This window comes from Mesorhizobium sp. B4-1-1, from assembly GCF_006439375.1.
Taxonomy (GTDB): domain Bacteria; phylum Pseudomonadota; class Alphaproteobacteria; order Rhizobiales; family Rhizobiaceae; genus Mesorhizobium.
This window is the reverse complement of record NZ_VFTH01000001.1, coordinates 184096-199654: the sequence shown is the minus strand read 5'-3', so window position 1 is coordinate 199654 and position 15559 is coordinate 184096. Positions and strand designations below refer to the sequence as shown.

General features: G+C 65.3%; 11 protein-coding genes. 6 read left to right on the top strand and 5 right to left on the bottom strand.

From position 1 onward, the window contains the following. Positions 1 to 2: 2 nt before the first annotated feature. Entirely contained in the window at positions 3 to 6413 is a 6411-nt protein-coding gene (locus FJW10_RS01000) for a kinesin (RefSeq protein ID WP_140897727.1), read from the bottom strand. Positions 6414 to 6714: 301 nt separating this feature from the next. Here FJW10_RS01000 and FJW10_RS00995 point away from each other — a divergent pair, with 301 nt between their 5' ends. From FJW10_RS00995 to FJW10_RS00985, 3 genes are all read left to right on the top strand, one after another. Continuing rightward, on the top strand, positions 6715 to 7083 hold the full coding sequence (locus FJW10_RS00995; protein ID WP_140708649.1) for an Hpt domain-containing protein: 369 nt from the start codon (positions 6715 to 6717) through the stop codon (positions 7081 to 7083). A 213-nt stretch (positions 7084 to 7296) separates the two neighbouring features. Further along, the gene (locus FJW10_RS00990) at positions 7297 to 7617 is read left to right on the top strand and encodes a 2Fe-2S iron-sulfur cluster-binding protein (protein ID WP_127253704.1); all 321 of its coding nucleotides are present in this window, start codon (positions 7297 to 7299) and stop codon (positions 7615 to 7617) included. Between the two features lie 91 nt (positions 7618 to 7708). Continuing rightward, a complete protein-coding gene (locus FJW10_RS00985; RefSeq protein ID WP_140830245.1) occupies positions 7709 to 8740 on the top strand; it encodes an NAD(P)/FAD-dependent oxidoreductase in 1032 nt (343 codons plus the stop codon). 59 nt (positions 8741 to 8799) lie between these two features. On the opposite strand, the gene FJW10_RS00980 is transcribed toward FJW10_RS00985, so the two are convergent. Together FJW10_RS00980 and FJW10_RS00975 are read right to left on the bottom strand one after the other, a co-directional pair. Then, the gene (locus FJW10_RS00980; protein ID WP_140897725.1) at positions 8800 to 10284 is read right to left on the bottom strand and encodes an MDR family MFS transporter; all 1485 of its coding nucleotides are present in this window, start codon (positions 10282 to 10284) and stop codon (positions 8800 to 8802) included. Between the two features lie 223 nt (positions 10285 to 10507). Next, positions 10508 to 11128 carry a DUF922 domain-containing protein gene (locus tag FJW10_RS00975; protein ID WP_140897723.1) on the bottom strand — a complete coding sequence of 207 codons (621 nt, stop codon included), beginning with the start codon at positions 11126 to 11128 and terminating at the stop codon, positions 10508 to 10510. Between the two features lie 84 nt (positions 11129 to 11212). Between FJW10_RS00975 and folP the strand changes: the two genes are divergently transcribed. Genes folP through folK form a run of 3 tightly spaced genes read left to right on the top strand, consistent with a single transcriptional unit; the run spans position 11213 to position 12925 of the window. After that, complete coding sequence (gene folP / locus FJW10_RS00970; RefSeq protein WP_140897721.1) at positions 11213 to 12067, top strand: dihydropteroate synthase; 855 nt, start codon at positions 11213 to 11215, stop codon at positions 12065 to 12067. 2 nt (positions 12068 to 12069) lie between these two features. Further along, entirely contained in the window at positions 12070 to 12429 is a 360-nt protein-coding gene (folB, locus tag FJW10_RS00965; protein WP_140642958.1) for a dihydroneopterin aldolase, read from the top strand. Next, a complete protein-coding gene (folK, locus tag FJW10_RS00960) occupies positions 12413 to 12925 on the top strand; it encodes a 2-amino-4-hydroxy-6-hydroxymethyldihydropteridine diphosphokinase (protein WP_140897719.1) in 513 nt (170 codons plus the stop codon). The genes folB and folK overlap by 17 nt, the downstream gene beginning before the upstream one ends. Positions 12926 to 12936: 11 nt before the next feature. Here folK and FJW10_RS00955 read toward each other — a convergent pair whose 3' ends face one another. Continuing rightward, entirely contained in the window at positions 12937 to 13485 is a 549-nt protein-coding gene (locus tag FJW10_RS00955; RefSeq protein WP_140897717.1) for a DUF924 family protein, read from the bottom strand. 10 nt (positions 13486 to 13495) lie between these two features. Continuing rightward, positions 13496 to 15331 (bottom strand): monovalent cation:proton antiporter-2 (CPA2) family protein, encoded by a 1836-nt coding sequence (locus tag FJW10_RS00950; RefSeq protein ID WP_140830233.1) that lies wholly within the window; start codon positions 15329 to 15331, stop codon positions 13496 to 13498. Positions 15332 to 15559: the final 228 nt, after the last annotated feature.

Sequence of the window (15559 nt, the reverse complement as noted above, 5' to 3'; positions counted from 1 at the left end):
CTTCAGTGCAGGCGGCCGCTGGCGTGGGCCAGCATAGTGTAGACCTTGCCGGTGTCGGACGTCAGATAGGTCTGCGCCATGATGTTGTCGCGGTCGTTGCGCGAGACATCCTTGAGCAGCTTCTCGAAATCCTCGCAGTAGCGATCGACCGCGGCGCGGAATTCCGCCTCTGCCTGGTACTTGCGACGGATCTCGTCAAAAGTCTGCTGGCCCTTGAGCGTGTAGAGGCGGCGCGTGAAGACGTCGCGCTCGCCGCGCCGGTAGCGGTTCCAGAGCTCGATCGAAGCGTCATGGTCGATGGCGCGGGCGATGTCGACGGAGAGCGAGTTGAGCGACTCCATGACATGCAGCGGTGAGCGCTGGGCAGGCGTCGCGCGCGGCGCTTCCATCGGCGCTGCAGGCCGCAGCTCCTCCTCGCGCGAAGCGTTGGTCAGGAGGTCACGCACCCAGCCGCCCTGCGGCGTCTTGCTGTTCGGGTCGCGGCGCGGCGCCTCGGCAGGACGTTCGAGGTCAAGCGTGCCGCGCAGCGTGGTCTCGGCGAGCGGCGCCTGGGGGGCGCGAGCCGTGGGCTGCGGCTGAGGCTGCGGGGCCGGTGGGCGGCGCAGCGGCGGCTCGGCAGCGCGGGCCGGCGCCTGCGGGGCAGGCCGCAGACCGCGCGGTTCGCCCTGTTCGCTGCTGCCGCTGCGGCCGGATTTCGCAACGATATCCGACAGTTCCTTGAGCGCATTGATCTGCTCGGCGACGGCGCGACGGATGGCCGAGGTCGATTCCTTGGCCTCTTCCGGCATCTCGATGACGCCCTTCTTCAGCTCAGCGCGGGTCAGGTCGAGCTCGCTCTTGATCGAGCCCGCGGTGCGGCGCATCTCCTCGGTCGCGTCGGCAAAGCGACGCGTCGCCGAATCGACGACCTCGGCGATGGCGGTGCGGATCTTTTCCGCCGATTCCATCGTGCGGCCCTCCGCGGTCTGCATCGTCTGGCCGACGAGGTTTTCGAAGGAACGCATCACCTTCTCGAGGTCTTCGGACTTCTTGACCAAGCCGACGGCGAGGTCTTCCAGCGAGGACTGACGCTCCAGCGTGTGCTCAAGATTGCTTTGCGCAGAGCTGAGCAGGTTAGAGGCGCTGGAGAGCAGGCGGCTGTGCTCGTCGAACTTGGTCGCGATCGAGGCCACCTCACGCAGCGTTGCCGAGGACAGATCGGTGAGCCGCGTCGTGTTGGAATCGACGAGACGCGCAGAGCTGGCGAAGGTCTGGGCGGCCTTCTCCGTGGTCGTGGCGAAGCTCTGCGTGCTGCCGGAGAGCCGCTCCTCGACCTGGCCGAGGTTGACGGCAGCCTGCTCGATCAACTGGCCAAGCTGCGCGCTGGAGGTCGTCATGCGGCCGATGAGATCGGCCACGCTGTCGGCAAGCGAGGAACGCGCGCCTTCGACGGCCGACAGGGTCTCGGCCGTGCGGCTGGCCAGCGCGTTGACGAGGTTCGTGTTCTCGCTGCGCAGCTTCTCGGCCGCCCGTTCGGTGACCTCTTCCATGCTGCGCTGCAGTTCGGAGCCGCCCTGGGCGAAGCGCTCGACCAGCGGCTTGGCCGTCTCGTCGAGGATTTTCGCCATCTCGGCCGAACGCGCCGCCAGCATGGTGTTGAGCTCGCGGGTGTTGGCGCCGATCGTGCGCGCGGCCTCGTTGGTGCTCTGACCGATATGCTGGCCGACCGCCGTAAAGGTCTCGGCGATGACGTTGGCGCGCGAGATGAGCTGGGCCTCGGCGCTGGAGACCTGCTCGTTGAGCTTCTGGCCCATGGTCTCGGCGGTATAGGCGAAGCGGTTTTCCACGCTCGCGACCTGGTCCTCGACACGGGCGGCCGCGGCGGAGGCGCTTGCGGCCAGCCGCTCGTCGGCGCCGGCCAGCGCCTGCTCGATCTCGCGGGCATGCACGGCAAGCTCCTGGCCGGTCTGGCGAGCGCGGTCTGCGACACGCTGCTCGGTGGCGGTGAAGGCGCCGACGATCGTGTCGGCATGCTCGCCGATGGTCGAGCTGGTCGAAGCAATGCGCGACACCAGGCGGTTGTCGGCGTCGTCAAAGATGCGGCCGATTTCGCCTGCGCGGGCGGAAAGCGCTTCCGAACCCTCGGCAATGCGCGACATGAGCTGCTGGTCGGCGCTGTCGAAGATGCGGCCGAGATCGGAGGCGCGGGCGGCCAGCGCTTCGGCCGATTCCGTGATGCGCATCGACAGCCGTTCGTCGGCGCCTTCGAAGTTGCGCAGAATGTCGCCGGCGCGGGCGGCCAGCGACTGCGCCGTCTCGACGGCGCGGGCAACCAGCTTCTGATCGGCCGTGTCGAAGGTGCTGGCGATCTCGCCGGCGCGGGTGGCAAGCTTGTCGGCGGTTTCCTCGGCGCGGGCCATGAGCGCGTTCGACGCATCGTCGGCGCGCGCCATCAGCATGTTGGACGTATCCTGGGCGCGCTCATGCAGGCGACGGTCCGCCGCCTCGAAGGCCTGGGCGATATCCTCGGCCCTGGAGAGCAGCGCGGAGGAAGTCTGCTCGGCGCGTTCGGCGATCTTGCGGTCCGCGTCGCTGAAAGCGGCGCCGGCCTGCTCATGCAGGGCACTGGTGACTTCCATGACCTTGTCGCGCAGCGCGCCCGCCACGAACACGGCGGTCTTTTCCAACACGCCGCGGACATTGTCGACGCCGTTCGACAGCGCGCGCTCCATGGTGCCGGCACGCTCCTCGATGATACCGGTCTGCCGGTTGAAGGCCTGCTCGATCTTCTCGACGTCGGCGGCAATCGCCGCCGAGATGTCGCTGCTCCTGGCGGCGATCTGGTCGATATGCCCGGACACCGAACGATCGACGTCCTTGCGCGCATCGGCGAGCTTGACGAGATCGTCCTCCAGGGCCTTGGCCAGCATATTGCGGCCCTCGGACAGCTTGCCGACATGGCCGGCGATGACGTCGTCGATCTCCGAGCGGCTTTCAGTCAGCTTCTGAAGATCGGCTTCGAGGGCGCGCTTGAGGATATCGCGACCCTCGGCCAGCTTTTCGACCTGGCCGGCGACGAGGCCGTCAATGCCGGAGCGGCTTTCGGCAAGCTTGGCGAGGTCGGCTTCAAGGGCGCGCGTGAGCACGTCGCGGCCTTCCGCAAGCTTTTCGACCTGGCCAGCGACGAGGCCGTCGATGCCAGCGCGGCTTTCGGCGAGCTTGGCGAGGTCGGCTTCAAGCGCGCGGGTGAGGATATCGCGGCCTTCCGAAAGCTTCTCGACCTGGCCAGCGACGAGGCCGTCGATCGAGGCGCGGCTCTCGGCGAGCTTGGCAAGGTCGGCCTCCAGAGCACGCTTGAGGATGTCGCGGCCCTCGGCGAGCTTCTCGACCTGGCCGGACACCAGGCCGTCGATGCTGGAACGGCTCTCGGCGAGCTTGGCAAGATCGTCCTCGAGCGCCTTGGACAGCGTCGCACGGTTTTGTGAGAGCTGGTCGGCATGGGTCTGCATGAGGCCGCTGGCATTGGCCATATCGGCATCAAGCGCACGCGAAAGCACGGCGCGGTGGTCGGTGATCTTCTGCGAATGATCGACGATCGCACCCTGGATGGTGTTGAGGTCTGCTTCCAGCGCGCGCTTGAGGATATCGCGGCCCTCGGCAAGCTTCTCGACCTGGCCCGCGACCAGACCGTCGATGCTGGAACGGCTCTCCGCCAGCTTGGCGAGATCGTCTTCGAGCGACTTCGACAGCACCGAACGGTCCTGGACGAGCCTGTTCTGATGGTCGGCGATGGCGCCGCTGACGTTCTGGAGGTCATCCTGCAAGGCCCTCGACAAGGTCGAGCGATCCTGCGCGAGCCTGTCCTGGTGATCGGCGATGGCGCCGCTGACCGCCTGCAGGTCGGCTTCGAGCGCCCTCGACAGCTGCGAGCGATCCTCCAGCACCTTGTCCGAATGTCCCGCAATGGCACCCTTGATGGTGTTGAGGTCTGCTTCCAGGGCGCGCTTTAGGATATCGCGGCCTTCGGCGAGCTTCTCGACCTGGCCGGCGACAAGACCGTCGATCGAGGCGCGGCTTTCGGCCAGCTTGGCGAGGTCGGCTTCCAGCGTCTGCGAAAGCAGGCCGCGGTCGTCGGCGAGCTTGCCGGCGTGGCTGTCGATCAGGCCGCGGATGCCGCTCAGATCGTTTTCAAGCGCGCGGCTGAGTTCGCTGCGGTCCTCGGCGAGCTTGCTCGAGTGCGTCTCTATCAGGTTCCTGATGCCGATGATGTCGGTTTCGAGCGCCTTGGCGAGCACGGCGCGGCCTTCGGCGATCTTCTCGACCTGACCGGCGACAATGCCGTCGATCGAGGCGCGGCTGTCCTGCAGCTTGCCGAGATCGGCCTCCAGGGCGCGCGCCAGGATGTTGCGGCCCTCGGCCAGTTTCCCGACATGGCCGGCGACCATTTCGTCAATCATTGTACGGGCTTGGACGAGCCTGCCGGAGTCTTCGTTCAAGGCCTGGGACAGGCGATTGCGGCCTTCCTCGATCTGCTCCAGATGGCTGCCCAGCGACGCATCGATAGCGGCGCGCGACTCGTTGACCTTGCGCAGATCTTCTTCGAGCGCGCGCGAGATCAGGCCGCGGCCTTCCGCCAGCTTCTGCACCTGGTTGGTGACGGCGGAATCGATCGCCGCGCGGCCTTCGGCGAATTTCGCCATGTCCGCCTGCATGGCGGTGGCCATGCGTTCGCGGCTCTCCGAGAGCGCGCGGCTGTGGTTCTCGACCGCTTCCTCGATGCCGACCCGGGCATTGGCCAGCCGCTGGATGTCGGAATCGAAGGAGCGCGACACCACATGCCGGGCCGCTTCCATGCGCCCGGCGAAGTCGGTGGCGCGGGCTTCGAGCATGGAGGAGGTCGACGAGATGATGTCGGCCATATCGGCGCCGATCTGGGTCTTGCCCTGATCGATCATCGCCGACAGCGTGTCCTTGCTCTCCGCGAAGGCGTGGGCGATTTCCTTCGCGCGCTCCACCATCGTCTCGTTGATCTGGCGGGCGCGCGCTTCGAGGGCGGCATTGAGCTTCTGCGTGCCGGTGTCGAGCGCCTCGGCGCGGGTCTGGAATTCGCTGATCAGCGCCTGGCCGCGTTCGGCAAGCGTCCGTTCGATGCCGCTGAGGCTCGTCTCGAACTCCGAGCTCAAGGTGCGCGCCGCGCCGCCGAGCAGCGAGACCATGCCATTGGTGCGGTCGTCGAGCAGGTCGGTCAGCGAGCGCGTCAGGCCGTCCGTGGTGTCGGTCAGCTTGGCGATACGGGTGTCGAGGAGACTCGCGAAAGCCTCGCCGGAGGTCGAAAGACGGTCCGTGATGTTGTCCAGGCGCGATTCCACGGAGTCGAAGATCGACGTCGAGCTTTCATTGATGCGATCGATCAGCGTGTCGCCGGAATTGTTGATCGTCATCGACAGCTTGGTCGATGCATTAAGGATGGAGTCACGGATGATATCGCTGGCCGAGCCGATCTCGTCGCGCAGCGTCTCGTGAGCGCTGGCAATAGAGGCGCGCACCCGCTCGGCATGCGTCACAACCGCCTCTCGCTCGCTGCCGAGACCATCGACCAGCGAACGGATGCGGGCCTCGTTCTCGGAATAGGAGCGTTCGATCTGGCTGACTTCGCCGTGGACAAGCGTTTCGAGCTCGACCGCGCGGGCCAGGGTGCGCTCGATGCCTTCGCCCATGGCCGCCACCTCGCGGCGAACGGCCTGGCCAATCATCATGACACGGTCCTGGGCGAGGTTTTCGGGCTCCGCCAGGCGGAAGGCGACCTCGGTCATGGATTGCGCGGCGATGCGCATTTCCTGCGCGCGCCGGATCATGGCGGCGAACGCCCAGAACAGGATGACCGGAACGATCGCGGCAACCGCCAGGCCGATTAGTTCGGGACGGGCGAAGAACTGGTCGAAGGTGCGGATCTTCCAGATGCCGGGGCCGAACAACAGGTTGGCCAGGCCGCCGGCGCCGGCGATCCAGGCCAGCGAGATAAAGGCGATCACCCAGTAGACGGTGCTCGACGCACGGCGGTTGAGGCTGTGCAGCAGCGTCTTATAGTCTTTCTGGCGGTCGTCGTTGGCAGGCGTGAAGCCGGCGGGAGGCGTAAAGCCGGACGGCTGCCCATTGCGCGGCTCGACCGGGCGCAACTCGGCCGGCTTGGCCGCGGGCGCCCTGGGAGGCTGGGTGGCGGCAGGCTGGGGATTATTTGCCGGCTCCGTCCTCTGGCTGCGGCCTTCGCGCGCCAGTTCATCGGCCGCCGCTGAAATCTGTGCTTCGAGATCCTCCATCGACGCCGCCATATCGAGGCCGCCGTCGTCGCCGTTAAGGTCAAGGTCAAGCGCCTTTTCCAGTTCCGCGGCTACGTCATTCTCGAGAGACTTGGTCGTCGTTGGTTTCTTAGCCATGCCTTCGCTACCCTGTACTAGCTGCCGCGGGACTTATGATTTTGGCCTGATTCTGGCCCGATTCTGGCTTGTCTATCCCGAGCAGGAGGCTGAAAAATGGACCTTCGTATCGTAATGACACACAGGGGTAAAGAAAACATGCATTCCGGGCGATACGTAAAACTTTAAATATAAGGTTAACGGAGACGTGATCCGGCTGCCTCCGTGACAACATTTTTCCCCTGCAATCGTTAACCCGTTGGCGACCGGAAGCGCCTATTTTTGTGGGCCCGTCTGCCCGCTTGATGGAGTTGCAGTGCGTATGCGTGGCGAAAGTGGTATTGCGTTTTCCATGCCGGGGGGAGATGCCTCCGGAACGGCCGGAGCCCGACCGGTCGACCTCGGCCATCTGGCGCGCCAGACGATGGGCGACCGTGACCTCGAACGGGAAGTGCTGGCGCTGTTCGTGCACCAGTCGCTGTCCGTCCGCGACCAGATCGCGGACGCCGACGCCAGGCAAAGGGTGCTTCTGGCGCATGGCCTGAAAGGCTCGGCGCGCGGCATCGGCGCCTTTGCGGTGGCCGATTGCGCGGCGATCATCGAAAGGCAGCCGGAAGACGTCCGGGCGCTCAAGCGGCTCGGCACGCTGATCGAGGAAGTGCGCGACTTCATCGCCGGCATCAGCCGCTAGAGCCGGATGATTTCAGGTCGAATCGACCTGAAATCTGAATCCGTCTCCAGATCAAAGAGATAGAGCATGACGTCGCCCGAAAACCGCTTCACACTTTTCGGCATCATGCTCTAGCGCTATCTTTCTGAAAAACGTCATTTCGTGGCGCTTTCGCGCCGCAGTTGACTTGTCCGGTAGAGTGATTATCTCGGCTGCGACTCCTCAGGTGACTCAATGACCAAGCTGACATATATCGCCCATGACGGGACCCGATTTGACGTGGAAGCCGAAAACGGCTCGACGGTCATGGAAAACGCGATCCGCAACGCGGTTCCGGGCATTGAAGCCGAATGCGGCGGCGCCTGTGCCTGCGCGACCTGCCATGTCTATGTCGACGAAGCATGGACGGCAGAGGTCGGCGAGCCGGAGGCGATGGAGGAGGACATGCTGGACTTTGCCTATGACGTCCAGCCGAACTCGCGCCTCTCCTGCCAGATCAAGGTGCGCGACGCGCTGGACGGGCTGATCGTTCGGGTCCCCGAACGCCAGGGTTAAAGCCGACTTTCCAATATTCTTTCGCGCTGGCTGCTTGGCAGCGGACGATAGCTCATGCAGTCTCGCAGCATTCCCAATTGGGGCGCAGCGCATGACCGATACCATCAAAACGGACGTTCTTATTGTCGGGGCAGGGCCGGTCGGCCTGTTTGCCGTGTTCGAGCTCGGCCTGCTCGACATGAAATGCCATCTGATCGACATTCTCGACCGTCCCGGCGGGCAATGCGCAGAGCTCTATCCGGAAAAGCCGATCTACGACATTCCCGGCTGGCCGACGATCTCCGCGCAAGGGCTGGTCGACAAGCTCATGGAGCAGGTCCATCCGTTCAAGCCGGACTTCACCTTCAATCGCATGGTGTCGAGCCTGGAAAAGCTCGAGGACGGCACCTTTCGCGTCGCGACCGACGAAGGCGAGGTGTTCGAAGCCAAGGTGGTGGTGATCGCCGCCGGCGGCGGCTCGTTCCAGCCCAAGCGTCCGCCCATTCCGGGCATCGAGGCCTATGAAGGCAAGAGCGTCTTCTATTCCGTCCGGCGCATGGAGGAATTCCGCGGCCATGACCTGGTCATCGTCGGCGGCGGCGATTCGGCGCTCGACTGGACGCTCAACCTGCAGCCGATCGCCAAAAGCGTGACGCTGGTGCATCGCCGTCCGGAATTCAGGGCCGCGCCCGACAGCGTCAACAAGATGTATGCCATGCAGGAAATGAAGCAGCTCGAATTCCTGGTCGGTCAGGTCAGCGGCCTTGCCGGCGCCGACGGCCAGCTTGCGTCGGCGACGATCAAGGGTGGCCCGGACGGCGACGTCGAGGTGCCGTGCACCCGGATGCTGCCATTCTTCGGCCTCACCATGAAGCTCGGGCCGATCGCCGAATGGGGCCTTAACCTGCACGAGAACCTGATCCCGGTGGACACCGAGAAGTTTCAGACGTCGATCCCGGGTATCTTCGCCGTCGGCGACATCAACTGGTATCCCGGCAAGCTCAAGCTGATCCTGTCAGGCTTCCATGAGGTGGCACTGATGGCGCAGGCCGCCAAGCGCATCGTCAGCCCGGGCGAGCGGATCGTTTTCCAGTATACGACCTCGTCAACCAGTTTGCAGAAGAAGCTCGGCGTTCACGACTAAGCGCGGATTGATATTCAGGTGACGCCGGCTTGCGAACGGCAGCATCTGAATCTCAACACCTATTCCGCAAGCACGGGCGCGGCGTGCTCGTCGCGGCCGCGCAGTTCCTTTTCCGGCATCAGGAAGAGCACGACAAGCGCCAGAACGAGCATGATGCCGGCGGCGACGAAGATCATCGCGAACGGCAACGCCGATGCCAGCTGGATATGCGTCTGCGAGCCCTCGGCGGAGAGCGGCAGGCCGTAGCCGAGCGCGACGGCGCCAAGCAAGGCGACACCCAGCGCGCCGCCCAGCGTGCGCAGGAAGGTCAGCACGCCTGTCGCGACCCCCAGATGCGCGCGATCGACGGCATTCTGGACCGAGACGGTGGCGACCGGGAATGTCGTGCCGCTGCCCAGGCCGATCAGAGTGGTCAGGATTTCCACCTCGAGCAGCGAGGCGTGTTCCGCAATGGCACTAAGCACGCCAATGCTGACGATGGCCAGGCTGACGCCTATCATGGCGATGCGCTTGTAGTGGACGAAGCGCGGGATGGTGCGGCCGCTGAAAGTCGCGCCGGCGACCGTGCCCAGCAAGAGGCCGAGCATCGCCGTGCCGGATTCGCTGACCGAAAGCCCGACGACCGATTGCAGATAGACCGGCAGGTATACCGACGCGCCGATATTGGCGGCCTGAAGCAGGAACATCGATATCGTGCCGGCGAGCACGATTGGGTTGCTCAAGACTTCCAGCGAGACCAAAGGCTCGGCCGCCCTCAGCAGCCTCAGCGCGAAGAAGGCCCAGAATACGACCGAGCAGGCGACCAGCCCAAGGATTTCGCGGGAGAACCAGGGATAAGCGCTGCCGCCCCAATTGAGCGCCAGGAGCAGCAGCGACGTGGCGATAACCAGCAGCACCGCGCCCAGGCCGTCGATACGGTGATTCCTGGCCGCGATCGGCAGCTTCCTCAACGGGTTGTTGATGATGGCCATGGCCAGGAAGCCGATCGGCAGGTTGATCCAGAAAATCAGCGACCAGTGCAAATGTTCGGCGAATACGCCGCCGAGCAGCGGGCCGGCGACGCTGGCGACCGCCCAGGTTCCGGAGATCCAGGCCGCATAGCGCGCTCGCTCGCGCGGCGGCACGAGATCGCCGATGACCGTCTGGGCCAGAGCGAAGAGACCGCCGCCGCCGGCGCCCTGGATGGCGCGGCCGATGACCAGCACCAGCATGTTGGGCGCGAGCGCGCTGACCAGCGACCCGAGCAGGAAGACGAGGATGGCGGCGTAGATGACGGGGCGGCGTCCGTAGACGTCGGAAATCTTGCCGTAGAGCGGCGCCATCGCGGTCGCGGTCAAGAGATAGCCGGTGACGATCCAAGGCAGATACTCGGCATGGCCGAGCGCGCGCGCGATCGTCGGCAGGGCAGGAGCTACGATGGTCTGATCAAGGGCCGCCAGCAACATCGACAACAGCACGCCGCCGATGATGGCATTTTTCTCGCTCTCGCTCATCACCGGCGCGGCTTTCGGCGCCATCGCCTGGTTCTCGACGGTCTGGTCCATGCGTCATTCTTTCAAAGGCTGATGCTCAGTGCGCCAAAACGGCTGCGGCCGACCCGTCGTGCCTGGCGTCTGTCATTTCTCTTCACTGTTCGAGGCCCCGGGGGCTGCTTCGAACCCGCTATATGTCGTTCGATATAGGCCGATTTCGACCGCCGCTCGAAAGTTTTTCCAGTCTGGCACCATGCTTGGACGAAATTGGCCCGGGATGGGGCTGGCTCTCAAGTCAAGGCGGTGGCAGTTGGCCGGCTTCGACGCGCTCCATGCGGTAGCGCATCAGCCGAAGGATACGGCTTTCGAAATTGACGCTCTCGACGCGGTCGAAGCGCAACTGGTCCTGATCGTGCCTGGCGAGCTCGGCTGCCTGGATCGCGGCGGCCTTCGCCTTCGCCTGTTCGCAAGTCTTCTGGACGGGGGCGGCCTTCAGCGCATCTTCAAGCGCGCGCGCATGATTCTTGGCGATCTCGACATGGCGCTCCTCATGCCGCTTGATGTCGGCCGACAGCGTGTCCCAGAACAGCCTGACGTCGGGATCGGCTTTGCGCGGGCGCCGCCATTCGGGGAGGATCACCTTGACCTTCACGGTGACGGCCGCGTCGGCGACGCGGCAGGACCCTGCGCTCTGCGCGTAGCTGATGCGGGTGGTGAAGGCCATCTGCGTGGCGCCAGGATGCCGCGAGCCGGTGCTCTTCACCTCGGGGCCGTTTCTCGACAGCTGGTTCTGGATATCGTCGAGCGTGCGGCCACCGACGCTGAAATAGCTGTAGGTCTTGACCAGGTTGGCCGCGCCCGCCGGCATGGCGGTCAATGCGAGCATCAGGGCGCAGAGCAGGGATCGGTTCATCATATTGCCTCTTCACGCACCTTGCTTTAGGGCCGTCGCCAGCGCAACGGAATTGATTTCGCGCGGATCACGCATGGTTGATGGATGATGACGACAAGGCGATGGCAGCTGGCGCATGGGCGCTATCTCGACCTCGGTCCGAAGGCGGTCGTCGTCGGCATCCTGAACGTCACGCCCGACAGTTTTTCGGACGGCGGCCTGTTCATAGCGCCTGAGAAAGCGCTGGAGCAGGCGCGCCGCATGGTCAAGGAGGGCGCGGCGATCATCGACGTCGGCGGGGAGTCGACGCGGCCGGGTTTCGCCCCGATCGCGGCCGAGGAAGAGCAGGCGCGCGTGCTGCCGGTCGTCGCGGCGCTTGCGGCTTCCGGCGAGGCGCTGATTTCGGTCGACACCTATCGCGAGGATACGGCGCGGCGGGCGCTCGCCGCCGGCGCCCATATCGTCAACGACGTGTGGGGCCTGCAGCGTGAGCCTGGCATCGCGCGCGTCGCCGCCGAGACCGGCGCCGGGCTCGTCATCATGCATACCGGGCGCGAACGGCAGAAGCTGGCCGACGTGATCGAGGACCAGTTCCTTTTCCTGCGCAGATCGCTGGAGATCGCGCGCGCCGGCAATGTCGCCGACGGCCAGATCGTGCTCGATGCCGGCTTCGGCTTCGCCAAGGAAAAGGCGGAGGAAAACCTCGACCTGATGGCGCGATTTTCCGAGCTCCGGGCGCTCGGCTACCCGTTGATGGCCGGAACCTCGCGCAAGCGCTTCATCGGCGCTGCGACCGGTCGCGAGCCCGCCGAACGGGCAGCCGGCACGGCTGCCACCAGCGTCATCCTGCGCTTGAAGGGAGCCGACCTGTTTCGCGTCCACGATGTCGCAATCAACGTGGATGCGCTGGCGGTGACCGATGCTATGCTTCAACGCGAAACCGAGCTTCCTCCCGGACACTGATCATGTACGTCATCCGTATGAAGAACTGCGCCTTCTTCGCCCGCCACGGCGTGCTGGACGAGGAGGAGACGCTTGGCCAGCGTTTCTATGTCGATGCCGAGCTGACGGTCGAGCCCAGCCGTCCGCTGACGGAGGATTCCATCGAGGATACCGTCAATTACGGCGTCGCCTTCGCGGTCATCGAGAAGATCGTGACCGGACATCGCCGCTTCCTGATCGAGGCGCTGGCGCTGGAGGTCGCGAAGGCGCTGACGGCCAGGTTTTCGCAGATCAGGAAGGCCGAGATAACCGTGCGCAAACCAAACGCGCCGGTGCCCGGCGTGCTCGATTATGTCGAGGTGACCGTTGTCTGGCCAGAATAGCGCTGTCTACCTCAGTCTCGGCGGCAACCTCGGCGAGCCGGCGAAGTCCATGGGCGCGGCGTTGCGCGTATTGGACGGCGACGACGCGACGCGCGTCACCGCCGTCTCCTCGCTTTACCGCACGCCGCCCTGGGGCAAGCTCGACCAGCCGGATTTCCTCAATGCCGCCGCCGCGATCGAAACGGCTCTCTCGCCGCGCGCGCTGCTCGACCTTTGCCTCGACGTCGAGAGGCGGTTGAAGCGCGTGCGCGAGGAGCGCTGGGGGCCGCGCCTGATCGATATCGACATCCTGGTGTTCGGCGACCGGGTGATCCATGAGACCGGGCTCGAAGTGCCGCATCCGCGCATGCTGGAGCGCGCTTTCGTGCTGGCGCCGCTGGCCGAGATCGCGCCCGCGCTTTCGGTCGCCGGCAGGAGTGTGTCGGAGCGGCTCGGCGCCGTCGATATTTCCGGTATCGAGCGGCTGCCGTCCGGCCGCGAATGGTGGCTCGGCTAAAACCCGGCTGGTTAGCCGGAAAAACCGCCGCCGTCCAAAAATGCCTGCTCCTCGGCGGTTGTCGCGCGACCAAGCATCCGGTTGCGGTGCGGGAAGCGTCCGAAGCGACGGATGACCTCCAGATGCTCCTCGGCGTATTTGAGGTATTCGGGCGCCTTGGCGGCCGTCAGCGCCACCGAACGTTCCTGGTCCGCCAGCAATTCGGAATGCTCGAAGGGCAGGTAGAGAAAGACGCGAACCAGTTCTTCCAGTTCCAGGTCCTGACCTGCGGCGATTGCCTTGTCGGCGAAGTATCTCGCCAGCGGATCGGTCGCGAACATATGGCCGGTGCCGCGGAAGCAGTTGCGCGGGAACTGGTCGAGCAGGATCATCAGCGCCAGCGACCCTTCGGCATGCGTGTTCCAATGGTCGCACTCGCGCCGCGCGGCGGCGCTATGCAGCTCCAGAAAGCGACTGTGGAAATCCGCGTCGAAGGCGTCGTTCTTCTCGAACCAGGCGTCCCCGCCCGCATCGCGCCAGAATCTGGTGACGGAAAGCGCCCGCGGATCGAGCTCTGCCATGCGTTGCCCCTCAGTTCTTGGTCTCTGCCTGGTTCAGCACGACGGCCGTTTCCTGGTTCAACGCCCGGCCGGCGCGGCGCGGCTGGGTGAGCGGCGTCGGGATCGGCGTGCCGATATTGCCCTTGAGGAAACGCTGGCCGGCGCGCACGCCCTCGGCCAGTTGCGTCTCGAAGCGCGCTTCGTCGCGCCGCCGCACATCCTCGATGACTTCGGCGACTTCTTCCGGATCGACGCCCAGCGCCTCCAGCGCGGAACCGCCGAAGACCAGCGCCGATTCGAAGGTCTCGCGCAGCTGATAGTCGACGCCGGCCCGCACGAGCTGCAGCGCCGTGCCTCGATCGAAGGCGCGCGCCAGGATCGTGACCAGAGGGAATTCGGCCTTGATCAACTGGGCGATGCGCACGGCGGCGTCCGGCTTGTCGACGCAGATCAGCACCGCGCGGGCGCGCCCGGCGCCGGCCGCATGCAGGATGTCCAGCCGCGTGCCGTCGCCGTAATAGACCTTGAAACCGAAATCGGCCGCGGCCTGGATCATCTCCACTTCGTTGTCGATGATCGAGACGTCCATCCCGCGCAGCAGAAGCGGCTGGCTGGCGATCTGGCCGAAGCGGCCGAAGCCGATGATCAGCACGCTGCCGGTGAGGCCGTCGGCGATATCGACGCCGTCGAGGGACTGTTCGTCGCGCGGGGTCAGGTAGCGCAGCGCTATGATCGCCAAGGGCGTCAGCACCATGGAGATGATGACGATGGCGGTGAGCGTGGCGTTGGCCTGGCCGTCGATGATGCCGACCGCGGCGGCGGACGAGTAAAGCACGAAGGCGAACTCGCCGCCCTGGGCCATGAAGACGGCGCGTTCGAGCGCCTCGCGGTGGCTGCTTTTCAGAATGCGCGCGACGGCGTAGATGCCGACCGCCTTCATGACCATGTACGCGACGACATAGACGGCGACGAGCCGCCAGTTCTGGGCGACGACGCCAAGGTCGAGCGACATGCCGACGGCGAGGAAGAACAGGCCGAGCAGGATGCCGCGGAACGGCTCGATATCGGCTTCGAGCTGGTGGCGGAAGGTCGATTCCGACAACAGCACGCCGGCGAGGAAGGCGCCCATCGCCATCGACAGGCCGGAGAGCTGCATGGCCAGGGCCGATCCCAGCACCACAAGCAGCGCGGCGGCGGTCATGACTTCCCGGGCGCGGGCGTCGGCCAGGATGCGGAAGAGCGGATTGAGCAGGTAACGGCCGGCCACGACCAGTCCAACGATCGCGGCGATGCCGATACCGACTTCGGTCAGCCGCTCCGAAAGGCTGGTTTCGGCGCCGCCGGGCGCGAGGAACGCCACCAGTGCCAGCAGCGGCACGATCGTCAGGTCTTCGAGCAGCAGGATGGAGACGATACGCTGGCCTTTCGGCGTGGCGATCTCACCGCGCTCCTCGAGCAACTGCATGACGATCGCCGTCGAGGTCAGCACGAAGCCGGCGCCGGCGACGAAGGACTGTGCGATGGGAAAGCCTCCGGCCAGTCCGACCAGGGTCAGAAGCACGGCGCAGACGCCGACCTGCAAGGCACCCAGGCCGAAAATCTCGCGACGCAGCCCCCAGAGCCGCGACGGCTGCATCTCCAGGCCGATGATGAACAGGAACATGACGACGCCGAGCTCGGCGACATGGAGGATCGCTTCCGATTCGGAAAAGATGCGCAGGCCGAACGGACCGATGACCACGCCCGCGGCAAGGTAGCCGAGGATCGAGCCCAGCCCCATGCGCTTGAAGATCGGCACGGCGACGACGCCCGCGGCGAGCAGCGCCACCACCTGCACCAGATCGCTGCTCGACGCCTCAACTGCCATGCCTGTCATCCCATTCTCTAAAGCGCGTCCCTCTGAAACGGATTCAGGCGACGCGCTTTAGGTCTTTGATTTGATGTATGTCGTTGTCCCAGAACCGCTGCGCGCTTCTGGGCGACATGCATCGGAAGCACTCCTTGCATGCCCCGGGAGCGAGAGGCAAGGGCGCGGAGACTGGCTGGAAGAGCAGGGCATGCCGCAGGATACGAAGCTACAGGTTCCGCGGCAAAC